The organism is Actinokineospora sp. UTMC 2448, from assembly GCF_024760565.1.
Taxonomy (GTDB): Bacteria; Actinomycetota; Actinomycetes; order Mycobacteriales; family Pseudonocardiaceae; genus Actinokineospora; species Actinokineospora fastidiosa.
Genome location: NZ_CP031087.1, coordinates 4,798,359 through 4,811,639 on the forward strand (window position 1 = coordinate 4,798,359; position 13,281 = coordinate 4,811,639).

A 13,281-nucleotide genomic window follows, 5' to 3' on the forward strand; every position below is an offset into this window, starting at 1 on the left:
CGGGCCGCTCACGCCACGTTCTCCGTCGTCAGGTGCGGCCACTGGTCGGCGTCCGCCATCGGGTCGAGCACGAGGCTTTCCACGGTCGACAGCGTGTAGCCGAGGTCGCGCAGGGTCGCGAAGTACAGCTTGTCCTCGTCGCTGGGCCGCCGCCAGGTGTTGACGCTGTCGCGGGAGTCGTAGGCCATCTCCATGCCGCCGAGGACCACGGCGGTGAGCAGCATCGTCAGCTGGTTGAGCCCGGCCCGCTTCGCCTTCGCGACGATCGGGTTCGGCTGGCCGTGGCGCTGAATCGGTTCCATACCGAGGAGCCCCGCAATGAAGCCGCTACTGCGCCCCAGGGCGGCGGTGAGGTGTGGACCGCCGTGCAGCAGGGCCATCAGCAGGGCGAAGGTGAGCTGCTTGGGCGGGGTCTTGCGACTCAGGAACCTGGTGAGGAAGGCGCGCCGTTCGTCCCGAGCGGCTCGCCACACCTCGTTGTTGTGGCGAACACGCCGCAGCTCGGCCTTCTCCTCCTCCGTCCGCGGCCCTTCCTGCGTCGGGTGCCTCTGCACGTGCCCGTTCACCTTCCAGTCCCGGCACACATACTGCGCGGTCACGTCCCCGGTGTAGTTGGTCGTGACGATCGCGGCGTGCCCCGGGCACCTGGCGTGGTTCTGTTCGGAGAGCGCGGTGTGGCTCTTCCCTCCACGCAGCAGTCGGTCCAGCTGCACCGCACCCTCCGCCGCGGCCCCTTCGAGTACGGTCACCCCGGCCCTGCGCAGTTCCTCGGCTTTGGCCTCGCACGCCTGCCGCTCAGCCTTACGGCGGCGCAGCAACGTCACCGTGTGGTCGTACTGCGCGGGCCGCCATTGCAGGACCCAGGAGAGGGACTCGCTGGCCTCCGGGTCGTCCTCGAACTCGGCCAGCGCTGCGGCCTGCATCATGTCCAACTGCGGATGCGTGGCGACGGCCTCGGTTGCCCGGCGGCTGCGGCCGACCGCGAGACCGGCCTTGACCGTCTCGACGTCGGTGGTCAGCTGCGCGGCGATCTCCTCCTCGCTCAGCCCGAACAACGCCATCTGCTCCAGCAACCGAGCCTTGTCCCCGACGCTGAACCCGGTACGGACCTCGTTGCTGATCCACTGGTCGCGCAGCCGCCTCCACTGCTCCTCATCGGTCGACTCGGTCACCAGGACCGGGATCGTGGGGTGCTCGTCGACGACCAAACGGGCCGCCAACGTCCGTGAGTGCCCGTCCCGCACCCGGATGCGCCCGTCGCCGGTCGGGTTGGCGATGACCGGAACCAGTACCCCGTGCTCGCGGACACTCGCGGCCAACTCGGGGTTATCCGCGGTGACGTCGCCGATCGACCGCGCGTTCTGGTCGAGCAGCAGGTCGGTGGGATCCACCATCCGCAGCGTCGCGTTCTCCCAGATCGAAGTGCCCATGACCATCCCTTCTCGTCGTGCCCCGTTCGGTCGGGGTGCGAGCGGCGTGGTCGGTTGCGGCGTGGATGTCAACCCCAGCGTCAGCGGGTTGACATCCACGACGGAATCGACCAGCCTGCGCCGCGCCCGACCGAATGGGGCCCCGAAGGCGTACATTGGACACATGCCAGCAACGTCCACAAAGGTCAGAGCGCGGGAAGACGCGCGCAAAGCGCTGTTGCAGCGAAAGGAGGAACTCGACGCCGAGAAGCGCCGCCGCGATGAGCGGGAGACCGAACTCGCCACCGACTTCCTGCTCGGCAGCCAAGACCGCGACACCGCCCGAGCCGCCGAACACGCCGCCGAGGTCGAGATGGGCCGCGCCGTTGACGCCTTGGTGAGCGACCTGCGTCTGCAGTACGCCCGCCTGGCCGACCTCCTCGGCCAGCCCGAGAGCGAACTGAAGCGCCTGCGCCAGCTCGCGCTCGAAGCCACCTCGTGAACGCGAGTCCGGCCCGGCAGGCCGACAGGCGGCTTGCCGGGCCGGCCGAACTCCCGACTCAACAGCTGGAACCGTTGTAGTAGGCGAAGGTGATCAATCCGCCGCCGAGGGCGGCGTGCTCGGTCAGGTTGGTGATCCCCGGACCAACGCAGATGGTCCTGGTCGCGCCCATGCCCCACCAGAAGTCGACGTTGATGTTGACCGGCGTGTAGCCGCAGTGGTTGTAGTAGTCGGTCAGACTGTCCTTGTGCCAACCGCACGGCATCCCCGGACTCGCCGACGCCTCCGGCGCGACCAACAACCCGGCGAGTAGGAACATCAATACAGCAATCGCCTTCATCGGTACCTCCCTGGTTAGACCAACTCCCGATCAAGCCGCTGCGCGAAGCACTGCAACCCCAGACCCTCGCGGTCGTCGTCGCTGAGCCCGCGCAGGAAATGGCGCAACTGGTCGGCGTCATCCCGCGCCTGCCGACGGACGCGCCGCAACGCCGCCCGCACCACCGCCCGGGTCGTCCCGGTCGTCTCGGCGACAGCCCGCTCCGAGCGGTCCTCCGGCCCCAGGTCCTCGTAGGGCGGCAACGCGGCCACCCGACTGATCACCTCGACCGCCACCGGATCGAACCGCAGGACCCGCACGACCTCCCGCCACCCGGACCGACCGTGCTCGACCTCGAGCGACGGCGCACCTATGGCCCGCTCCAGGCCGAGTTCGACCATGGGCGGTCGCATCCGGGTGAGCCGAGTCCGCCGCTCCAGAGCGAGGTCGGCATCCGTGAGCGCCCCACCGGCATACGTGAGGATTTCGTCATCTTCGGGCTCGCGGCCCAGCGAATCATGGAGGTGATTGCGGATCGCCGCGATTCTCCTGAACCGACGCTCAGCCCGGTGCGGGATGCTGATTCCGGTGTTCGCGGGCAGGAGTTCCCGCTTGACTCCCTCAACGATTCGTTGAATGAGAAACCATGGCCCCGCCGCGCTCGTCGGCTCATACGCCCACACGCCCTGCGCGACCGCCAACCGCGCCGCATTCAGCAGATCGTCCGCGTCCACCACGACCGCGACATGCGGCGAGTCCAAGACGCGCTGAACACCGCGCCGGACCATCGGCTCCGCCAATCGCACCAGATGCGACGTCGCCACCTCACCCGCCGCCCGACGAGCCTCGAACCGCTCCCTCAACCCCTCGTCGACCTTGAGACGGCCGACGTCGTCCCAGTTCAAAGCCTGTGCCTGCTTGCTCCGGGCAAGGAAGTTCGGCAGAGGGTCAGACGGCGTCAAACCCCGACTCATCGCCAACAGATGCAGGTGAGCCAGGTGCCCGTCCCCCGCGATCGGCGCCAAGTCGACCAAGGCGTCCCGCGTCAGACGGGGATGGCGCTCGCATACGCGCCTAACAGTCCGAATGGCCGACTCGCTCCCGTTCTCCATGACATCCCCCGATCGTGTGAAGCGCAATCGCATGAGTCCTCAGCCGCTCGCCGATATCCCGTCCGGCGTGCGTCGAGTAGCTCTATTGAGTGATTCCTGCTCTGAGCTGCGAGAACAGGCTCAGATAGAAGTCCTTGGCCCTATCCTCGGTGGCCTAGGGGCGGAAGACGAGGGGGTGATTGTCTTCATGACGAACGGAAGACAGAAGACACCGGACGAGGAGACCTTCGGCGCGGCACTGCACGCCTGGCGCGTCCGACGTGGACTCTCCCTCGCGGAGTTGCAGCACGCCACCAGCTTCAGCCGCAGCCACCTGGGGAACGTCGAACACGGCCTCCGCCAGCCCACCCACCAGCTGGCCACCGCCTGCGACACCGCCCTGCAGACCGACGGCGCGTTGGCCCGCCTTCTGCAGGCCACTCCGCGAACCACACGCAGACGCGCCCAGCGCCCCGCGCAACTCCCGGCCCGCACGCGGCACTTCACCGGGCGAGCCGAGTGCCTCGACCGCATGCGGATCGAACTGGAGGCGGCTCGTCGTGCCGGGGAGACGGCGATCATCACGATCGACGGTCCAGCCGGGATCGGCAAGACGTCCTTGGCCGTGCAGTGGGCCCACGAGATCGCCAGCGAGTTCCCCGACGGCGTGCTGTTCGCCGACCTTCGCGGCTACGACCCGTCCGGACCGCCAGCCGACGCGGGCGAGGTGCTCCGCGATTACCTCGTCGCCTTGGGCCACACCCCGGCCGCCATTCCTCGGGACACGGCGGCCCGCATCGGCCAGTATCGGACCACGCTGGCAGGCAGGCGCTTGTTGATCGTCCTGGACAACGCGGCCGGGCCCGAACAGGTGCGACCGCTCCTGCCGAGCGCGCCGAGTTGCGCGGTGATCATCACCAGTCGGACCGCCCTGCCAGGGCTTGCCGCCCGTGACGGCGCCCGCCGGGTCGTCCTCGGGCCTCTTCGCGAGAACGAGTGCGTCAGCCTGTTGAGCGATGTGGCTGGGTCGCGCGCCCGGGAGAACCACCAGGCCACCCTGCAAGTTGCCCGCCAGTGCGGTGGCCACCCGCTGGCCCTCCGCATCGCGGCTGAACGGGCCAACGACCGCAACACCACGATGACCGCCCTCTCGGAGGTGCTGGCCGAACGTCCCCTTGACGTGCTGAGCACCAGCGGGGATGACGTCGCGACCCTGCGCACTACGTTCGCCCTGTCCTACCGGGCGCTGTCACCGGCTGCGGCGCGTCTCTTCCGTAGGCTCGGCCTGCATCCCGGTGCCGAGCTGGCGCCCGGGGTTGCGGCGGCCTTGGACGGTACGAGCGTCAGCGAGACGGAACAGGTCCTGGATCAACTGGTCTCCGCGCATCTGCTTGAAGAGGTCGACACCGGGCGCTATCGGATCCACGACCTGCTCAAGGTCTACGCCGCGGAGCGCGCCCACGGGGACGAGCCCGATCAGGGACAGGTCGTCAACCGGATGCTCGGCTGGTACCTGAGCGCGGCTCAGGCCGCGAGCCGGATGTTGTCGCCGAACCGGCCCTACGTCGATCTCGGTATCCCGGCAGTGGACGGGATACCGGTGTTCGCCAGCTATGACGACGCGGCGGACTGGTGTGAGGTCGAGCGGCTCAACCTGGCCTTGGCGGCCAGCGCCGCGGCTGAGGCGGGGAATGTCGATGTCGCGGTGAAGCTGCCGATCGTGCTCTGCGACTTCCTGTTCCGTCGTAAGCCGTGGGGGCAGTGGTTGCGCCCGCACGGCCAGGTGATCGACCTGGTCCGGCGGATCGGTGATCGTGGGAGCGAGGCGTGGTTGTTGAACAACCTCGGCCACGCCTACACCGACCTCGGCCGCCCGTGGCCCGCCCTGGTCAACTTCGGCCAGGCCCTCCGGATCCGTCGGGAGCTGGGCGACCGCGTCGGCCACGCGTGGAGTCGCGTGGGGATGGCCCGTGCTTTCCAGGCGCTTGGGGAGGTCACCCGCGCGGCCCAGGAGATGTGCAGCGCCATGACCGAGTTCGACGCCCTCGACGACCGTCTCGGTTGGGCCATCACCATCTCCTACCTCGGGGACATGTGCATCGCCATGGGCAGACCGGATATCGCGGTGACCTACTCCGAGCAGGCCGCCGACACGCTGCACGACCTCGGTGACTTCACCGCCGAGGGCTGCGCCCGCGACACCCTCGCCGAAGCGCACCGCAGCCAAGGCGACCTCACCGAGACCATCGCCGAGCTGCTCCGCGCGCTGGCTGTCCGACGCCACCTCGGCGACATCCGCGAGCAGGCCCGCACCCTGACCCGGCTCGGCGAGGTCCACCACGCCCGCCGCGACCACGACGCCGCCTTCCGCGCCTGGCGGGAGGCGCTCACCCTCTACGCCCGCGTGGGTGACCCCGCCGCCGCGGACCTGTCCGGCCTGCTGGAGAACGAGGAAGGTGGACGCCATGCTCTCCCAGAACCCCGAAGCGACTCCAGCGTCCTGCGCTGAGCCCCGGCTCCTCACCGCCGAGGACGACCTCGCGGCCATCGCCGACGACTTCGGCCACCTGGTCCACCACCGCCCCCGCGCCATCGCCCCCATCACCAGCACCACCGACGCCGCCACCGCGATCCGCTACGCCCGGCGCCACAACCTACCCGCGGTGCCCCGAGGAACCGGCCACTCCACCGCCGGACAAAGCCAGGCCCGCGACGGCCTCATCCTCGACATGCGCCCCCTCAACACCATCGGCGAACCCCAGGACATGCGGATCACCGTCGGCGCCGGAGCCACCTGGCACGACCTCACCCTCGCCACCCTCCGCCACGGCCTGGCCCCACCCGTGCTCACCGACTACATCGACATCACCGTCGGCGGCACCCTCTCCGTCGGCGGCATCAGCGGCACCACCCACCACCACGGCCTGCAGACCGACAACGTCCACACCCTCGAGGTCATCACCCCCGACGGCGAAACCACCACCTGCAGCCGCGAGACCCGCCCCGACCTCTTCGACGCCATCCGCGCAGGCCGAGGCCGCAACGGCGTCATCACCCACGCCACCCTCACCCTCATCCCCGCCCACCACCGCACCCGCCTCCACCACGCCTACTACCGCGACCCCCACACCTTCCTGCAAGACCAACACGACCTCATGACCAGCGGCACCGCCCACTACATCGAAGGCCACGCCAAACCCACCCCCACCGGAACCTGGCGCTACCGCATCGAAGCCGCCTACCACCACAACCCACCCACCCCACCCGACGACGCCCTACTCCACACCCTCGACCACGACGAACTCGACACCACCGACATCACCTACTGGGACTTCACCAACCGCCTAGCCGAAGGCGAACGCCTCCTCCGCGCGATCGGCCACTGGACCGCACCCCACATCTGGGCCAACCACCTCCTCCCCCACCACCAAGCCGCCCACATCATCACCACCGTCATGGCCGAACTCACCACCGACGACATCAGCGAATCCGGAACCGTGATCATCTACCCCTTCCCCACCACAAAGATCCACACACCCGCCTTCCCACTACCCGCGGCGACGGACACCACCACCCTCTTCGCCATCCTCCGCACCATCCCCGACGCAGACCCCGCCACCATCCACACAATGACCACCGCAAACGACTCCATCACCCAGCTCGTCACCGAACTGGGCGGAACCCTCTACCTAGATTCCCTAGACACCACGCCGTAGGCAGCGGCTCGGTACCGCGATCCCTGACCCAGATGTGCCGTCAGCTGTTGAAATCCTCAACCCGGGTGGGTCACTGGTGCTGGAGGGCAGTCCGACCTCGCGAGCCTCTTCCTCGGTGTTGAGAGCCTCACCGACCCCGGGTGGGTCGGTGCTGCCGGCGACCCAGTGCCCGAGGATGAACCGCTTGTAGTTGAGATCCTCACCGACCCGGTGGGTCGGTGCGGCCAGGTCGACCAGCTCCGGCGTGTCGTCGCCGGGCAGTTGAGATCCTCACCGACCCAGGTGGGTCGGTGCTGCCCGGCCGACGTCGGCACGAGTGCGCCATACAGCGAGTTGAGATTCTCACCGACTCGGGTGGGTCGGTGCTGCGACAACGCACGCCGGATCACCGGCGTGCAGTCCCAGTTGAGATCCTCACCGACCCGGGTGGGTCGGTGCTGCTCCCCGATGAGGCGCGCACCCACTAGGCGGGCACTAGTTGAGATCCTCACCGACCCGGGTGGGTCGGTGCTGCCAGCGACGGCGCGCCGCTGACCGAGGGCTGGTTGAAGTTGAGATCCTCACCGACCCGGGTGGGTGGGTGCTGCTCTCGGATGACCGGGGAGACCCACGACATGCCGCGGTTGAGATCCTCACCGACCCGGGTGGGTCGGTGCTGCCGCCCGGGCGTGACATCGCGGAGTGGCTGGCCGCCGTTGAGATCCTCACCGACCCGGGTGGGTCGGTGCTGCCCCCGCCCCACACCGAACCGAGCACAAACCGAGGGTTGAGATCCTCACCGACCCGGGTGGGTCGGTGCTGCCGGTGAGCAACGCGCGGGAAACCCCGGTCACATAGTTGAGATCCTCACCGACCCGGGTGGGTCGGTGCTGCCACCGCGAAACCCGGACCACAACCCGACCCAGGGAGTTGAGATCCTCACCGACCCGGGTGGGTCGGTGCTGCCGGCCAGCGCCATCTCGTTGCCGTCCACCGCCCAGTTGAGATCCTCACCGACCCGGGTGGGTCGGTGCTGCCTCCAACCCGGTGCCCGAGAACGAGATCGTGAGCGAGTTGAGATCCTCACCGACCCGGGTGGGTCGGTGCTGCCGCATCGTCGGCACCGAGCTGGAGATCGCCGCCCAGTTGAGATCCTCACCGACCCGGGTGGGTCGGTGCTGCCACCGACGCGATGAACTCGGTGGTGACGTGGGAGTGGTTGAGATCCTCACCGACCCGGGTGGGTCGGTGCTGCCGGTCGTCCGGGTCGTAGGTCTGGGGCACCTCGGCGTTGAGATCCTCACCGACCCGGGTGGGTCGGTGCTGCCGCCGCCCCTTCCCCGTCGACCCCCGACCCCGAGGTTGAGATCCTCACCGACCCGGGTGGGTCGGTGCTGCGCTCTTGTTCATCAGCGAACCGAGCGCGTCCCGGTGTTGAGATCCTCACCGACCCGGGTGGGTCGGTGCTGCCCCAGTAGACCAAGCCCTCGACCGGCCCGCCCGAGAGGTTGAGATCCTCACCGACCCGGGTGGGTCGGTGCTGCGGTTGAGCCGCTCGGTCACGTACGCGTGGCCCACGTTGAGATCCTCACCGACCCGGGTGGGTCGGTGCTGCTGCGGCACCGGGGCCACGACCTGCTGGCGGACGAAGTTGAGATCCTCACCGACCCGGGTGGGTCGGTGCTGCCGGTGGCGTCCGCCTCCAGCGAGGCGTACACCTCGTTGAGATCCTCACCGACCCGGGTGGGTCGGTGCTGCCCGACTTCCTGCCCCAGTGGGGCGGCAAGGCCGAGTTGAGATCCTCACCGACCCGGGTGGGTCGGTGCTGCCCGCCTGGCCCTGCTGGAGGGCGGGGCCAAGCTGACGTTGAGATCCTCACCGACCCGGGTGGGTCGGTGCTGCGATCACCCGATGGTGCGCCTGCTGACCGACGAGGCGTTGAGATCCTCACCGACCCGGGTGGGTCGGTGCTGCCCTGCTTTAGCTGGGCAAATGAAAGGTTACCCGCTCCTGGGCAGGCCGAGTTCGGCCCCGCAGGTCGCGACTCGCCGTCGTTTGGTTCGGAACCTCCCGGCGTGTTTGGTCGCACTTGGGGTTCCGAACCTAGGGAGAAGACCTGAGTAGGCCCGCCGCGACCTTCACCAGCAGTCCCGTGCAGCGGTCGTGCTCGGACGTGCCGCGAGGCATCGGTGGCCATTCCTTTGCCATGCCCGAGGCAGTCGACGCATAGCACCTCCAGGCCCTCTGTGATGGCCATCCGCTTGTTTACGCCTTGCGACTGGCCTCCTCGACCAGTTAGTTCGTAAGCGCGACAGAGCCAGGTATACCCGGGCCTTGCCCTGGATGGACCTCAGCGTGCTCGCGGGCGGCACTACGACCAAGGTGAGCGGGGAGGACGCCGCATCACCGAAGGCACACCATTAGCCTGTGCCGCGCAATGGACGCCCTCCGCTCTCACCTCGGCACTACCGATCACCTGGTCAGCATCTCGAACGCACGCTGCTTGATGTCTCGTACGGTGGTGCTGGCGATGACCCGTCGTGCGCGGATGTCGCGGTTCTTCGCGGGCTGGTAGTGGTCGAGGTACTCGGTGAGCGCCATCAATCCGGCCCACCGGGAGCCGCGGATGGGGGCTTGAGTCTCCGCGCTGGTCCACAGGCGGATCAGGTCTCCGCGGCGGCGTTCGGCGTTCGCGCGGGCTCGGGTCGGGGCGTCTTCCTTCACCGGCCACAGTTCGGATACGACGTCCGTGAACTCCGTGGTGGTCATCGGGGTGTTCAGCAGCCTCCGCGCTTGTTCCTCGAAGGCGTCGGCTCGCCGATACAGCAGGCCCAGCTTGCTGCGGATCTCGCTGACGTTGATCCCGCCCTTGCTGGTGTGCCTGATCGACACCGACGACAACGCCTCGCGGCCCGCCAACGGGAGTTGGTTCGCGCAGAACGGCCTGAACGGGATCACCATCACCCGGAACTTGCCCGAGCCGTCATGCGAGTTGAACACCACCAAGTAGAGATCCACCTGGTCGACGCCAGCCAGACACATCGTCTGGGGCATCCGCATGCTGACGAACGTCACCCTGCCGTCGTTGATCGATCCCGCGTCCGAGAACCCCGCGGCACCCGACTCGGCCACCAAAGCGTCGAGCACGGCCGCCTGGTCCTCATTCTGGTAGATCCCGTAGTTGCGCCCGACCGTGCTCAGGTACCGCGTGCGCCCGGTGGCCGGGTCGGTCCGTACCAGCATCACCGACTCCGGATTGTCGAGCCGCGTCGCGCCCTGCTCGGTGATCTCCGTGGCCGACTGCTCCAGCTTCCTCACGTTCCACCCCGCCAAACCAGCAGCCACGAGAGCGTCATGCGCACTGCCGCAACCCTCGATGCCCGTGCCGAGCTGACGCCACGGACGCTGACGGGTCGGGTCGAGCGGCATCGCCTGGAGTTCATAGGACATCGCAGAACCTGCCTTCGGTTAGGAGACGATATGGCCCGTCACGACCGAACTGACTGGTCTCGGTCGTGGACAGCACTCGTCAGCCCTGGTCACGTTCCTTTGTCCAGCCACGTTTTCCAGGCTGGACAAAGGAACGTGACCAGGGCAGAGTGCGGTGGCCACGACCGAGGCCATCCGGCAGACCTGATCAACCTGCCCTAAAATGGGGCTCCCGACCGGTGGCAAGGAGCACGGGAATGCCAGCGAAGCAACCGACCATTCTGGCGACATCGATGGGATTCAACCGGGCGCGGGATCCATGGCAGCCGTCACCAGTCTTCCAGTACGCCTTCGACTTGGCGGGCACTAACCGCGCACGGCTGTGCTTCATCTCCACCGGCACTGGCGACCGGCCTGACTCGATCGCCAACTTCACGTCGGCCTTCGAAGGCACGGACGTCCAGTCCAGCCACCTCACCCTGTTCGACAAGCCCAACGTGGCAGACATCGCAGAACATCTGCACCAGCAGGACGTCATTTGGATCGACCGCGGCAGCTTGGCGAACCTGCTGGCAGTTTGGCGAGTTCACAAGGTAGACACCATCCTGCGCGAGTGCTGGGAGCGTGGAGTCGTGCTGGCAGGAGAATCGGCTGGCTCGCTGTGTTGGTTCTCCGGCGGCACGACCGACTCATTCGGCGAGGTCTCCGTGCTGAACGACGGACTCGCGCTCCTGCCGTACAGCAACGCGGTGCATTACAGTGATCGCCGCGAACAGTTCCAGGCAGCAATAAAGCGCGACGAACTACCCGATGGTTACGCCACGGACGCTGGCGCCGGACTGCATTTCGAGGGCACGCAGTTGGTGGCAGCAATCTCTGACAGGGCGAATGCGGGCGCTTATCACGTCAAGCGGACGACGCGCGACGAGATTGAGGAGACGCCGCTGCCTGTCGAACGGCTCAAACGATCGGCTTGAGCCTGTCGAGGACCATTTGAACATCCTCGCGACCATGCCAATAGCTGAGCACGGGAACCGCGCGCCGTAGCTCGCTGCGGGCCGACAAGGAACCGACGCGCTCGATGTCGTCCAGCACGGCCAGGGACATTCGGCTCGCTTCTTCGGGTTGACCTGCGTTCGCGTAGGCCCGGGCCAGCTTGGCGCGGGTGATGGTGGCCGTGCGAGCCGAGGACGACGACAGCGACGGGAGGCGCGGTTCGAGCACCGGAACGACCCGCTCGCCGCGGCCCAGATAGACGTCGCAGGTGGCCTGGAAGATCGTGAAGAGATCGTCGTTGACCACACTGCGCTGCCCCAGCACGGCGTCATCCTCGCGACTGTCCTCAGAAAGCAGTCGCATAGCGTCATCAAGGGCCCTGTTACTGTTCGCCTCGTCACCAGCCAGGGCATGCCCGAAAGCCATCTGCTTGGCCGCTAGGCCCCGAATTCTTGGCGAGACGTCCGTCATCGCGAAGACCGCCGAAGCGTTATCCACCGCCCGCTTTCCGTCCCCGGAGAAACTCACCACCATCATAGAACGACGAACGAATCCGTAGGCCGCCATCGCATTCCAATCACCGGCCTGCGCCCACTGACTGGCTCGGTCGATCCAGTACATCGCTCCCGTCAGATCGCCAGCCTCTTCGCTGAGCCAACTGAGCGTCTCGGCGTACCGTGCCTGCATATGGCAATATCGCGGACGGACACCGGCGCCCGCACGCCGACGCAACCCATCTAGCACGGCAACATTGCCAGTGAGGGAATCGATGAGTCGTGACGGCGGCAGGGTGCGCGCTGCGGTCTGATAGCCCGCGTATGCGTCCTCAAAAGCCTTCAGCGTGTCGTCGCCGATCCGGACGGCGTCCAACGCTTGTTCGAAGTGTCGATACAAAGGGCCGCCCGCGATGCCGACTCCAAGCGCGGTGAATAGTTCACGCCGTGACAGCGGCATCGAAACACCTCCTTGGGGAAGCTCCACTACCACTGTGTCCCTAGAAGCTACCCCCTCCTGACCGTTCTCAACCTCTTGATCCACCCCATGCAGGAGCGATGCGATCACAGCGCCGGTTTGGTATATCCCGTCCAGTTTGCTGGCGAGCCATGGGTGGAGCTGGCGCTTACCGGATTCCACGTAGGAGATGAGCGACTCAGCGCAGCCCGCCTGACGGGCCACGGCGGCGAGGGTCATGCCCCGCGCCTTCCGCAGTTCCCGCAGAACCGCGCCCAACTCCCTGTTTCCTGGCACTGCCGTTGCCCCTTGACACTTCTTCACAACTGCCTGCGAGCGGTCGACCACAACCAGTGAAGCACAGCACGCTAGTCCCAGGCACCCGGCGTCGGAAGGTCCGAACTCGCCTCCTCCGACGGGCTTCCCGTGGCAGTGCGGACCGCGTCCGGCGTCGGGTGTCATCCAAACGGTCCGAACGGATCTGGAGGTTTGCGTGCCTGCGCCGGTGGTCTACGGCTACGTCCGGGCCTTGGTCGAGGACGACGCCTACGTACGGGATTGCAAGGAGCAACTGGCGACCTGGTGCGCCCGGGAAGGATGGGCGCTCCAGGCGGTGTTCACCGACTGCGGCGGAGCCTTGGACGATGACCGCGTCGGCTTCCGAGGGTTGCTGAACGCACTGGCCATGCCGGATTCGTCGGCGGCTGTGGTCCTAGGGAGTTTGCACCTGTCACCTCGTGCCGACGTGGTTGCCCGCCTCGTGCGAGCAGTTCGGCGCACTGGCTGCACGCTCGAAGTTCGCGACAAGGACCTACCGGAGATCGCTCGGAGACTGTGCCTGGCCCGGCCCTGAGGCTGTCTCCCCTCTGTCCCTGAACTTTCCGCAGCA

At 67.4% G+C, this 13,281-nt stretch carries 10 protein-coding genes and 1 CRISPR repeat array; of the genes, 5 read left to right on the forward strand and 5 right to left on the reverse strand.

Annotated features, from left to right (window positions below):
- Positions 1-8: 8 nt before the first annotated feature.
- Complete coding sequence (locus tag Actkin_RS21790; RefSeq protein WP_258904067.1) at positions 9-1,430, reverse strand: ParB/RepB/Spo0J family partition protein; 1,422 nt, start codon at positions 1,428-1,430, stop codon at positions 9-11.
- 163 nt (positions 1,431-1,593) lie between these two features.
- On the opposite strand from Actkin_RS21790, the gene Actkin_RS21795 reads away from it, so the two are divergent.
- On the forward strand, positions 1,594-1,911 hold the full coding sequence (locus tag Actkin_RS21795) for a hypothetical protein (RefSeq protein ID WP_258904068.1): 318 nt from the start codon (positions 1,594-1,596) through the stop codon (positions 1,909-1,911).
- Between the two features lie 58 nt (positions 1,912-1,969).
- Here Actkin_RS21795 and Actkin_RS21800 read toward each other — a convergent pair whose 3' ends face one another.
- Positions 1,970-2,251: a DUF6355 family natural product biosynthesis protein gene (locus Actkin_RS21800; RefSeq protein WP_258904069.1), complete on the reverse strand. Its 282-nt coding sequence runs from the start codon at positions 2,249-2,251 to the stop codon at positions 1,970-1,972.
- Between the two features lie 14 nt (positions 2,252-2,265).
- Positions 2,266-3,192, reverse strand: a complete 927-nt coding sequence (locus Actkin_RS21805; protein WP_258904070.1) for a hypothetical protein — start codon at positions 3,190-3,192, stop codon at positions 2,266-2,268.
- Positions 3,193-3,316: 124 nt separating this feature from the next.
- Here Actkin_RS21805 and Actkin_RS21810 point away from each other — a divergent pair, with 124 nt between their 5' ends.
- Both Actkin_RS21810 and Actkin_RS21815 read left to right on the forward strand, forming a co-directional pair.
- Complete coding sequence (locus Actkin_RS21810) at positions 3,317-5,830, forward strand: ATP-binding protein (protein ID WP_258904071.1); 2,514 nt, start codon at positions 3,317-3,319, stop codon at positions 5,828-5,830.
- Entirely contained in the window at positions 5,787-7,037 is a 1,251-nt protein-coding gene (locus tag Actkin_RS21815) for an FAD-binding protein (RefSeq protein WP_309569078.1), read from the forward strand. Before Actkin_RS21810 ends, Actkin_RS21815 begins: the two co-directional genes overlap by 44 nt.
- Before the next feature lie 117 nt (positions 7,038-7,154).
- Positions 7,155-8,990: a CRISPR direct-repeat array (repeat unit 28 nt; unit sequence GTTGAGATCCTCACCGACCCGGGTGGGT).
- 498 nt (positions 8,991-9,488) lie between these two features.
- Here Actkin_RS21815 and Actkin_RS21820 read toward each other — a convergent pair.
- On the reverse strand, positions 9,489-10,466 hold the full coding sequence (locus Actkin_RS21820) for a DUF932 domain-containing protein (protein WP_258904072.1): 978 nt from the start codon (positions 10,464-10,466) through the stop codon (positions 9,489-9,491).
- 236 nt (positions 10,467-10,702) lie between these two features.
- Between Actkin_RS21820 and Actkin_RS21825 the strand changes: the two genes are divergently transcribed.
- Entirely contained in the window at positions 10,703-11,422 is a 720-nt protein-coding gene (locus Actkin_RS21825; RefSeq protein ID WP_258904073.1) for a Type 1 glutamine amidotransferase-like domain-containing protein, read from the forward strand.
- Here Actkin_RS21825 and Actkin_RS21830 read toward each other — a convergent pair.
- Positions 11,406-12,854 (reverse strand): helix-turn-helix transcriptional regulator, encoded by a 1,449-nt coding sequence (locus Actkin_RS21830; RefSeq protein ID WP_258904074.1) that lies wholly within the window; start codon positions 12,852-12,854, stop codon positions 11,406-11,408. The two genes, Actkin_RS21825 and Actkin_RS21830, sit on opposite strands and share 17 nt — an antisense overlap.
- 31 nt (positions 12,855-12,885) lie before the next feature.
- Here Actkin_RS21830 and Actkin_RS21835 point away from each other — a divergent pair, with 31 nt between their 5' ends.
- Positions 12,886-13,245: a recombinase family protein gene (locus Actkin_RS21835; protein ID WP_258904075.1), complete on the forward strand. Its 360-nt coding sequence runs from the start codon at positions 12,886-12,888 to the stop codon at positions 13,243-13,245.
- Positions 13,246-13,281 lie beyond the last annotated feature (36 nt).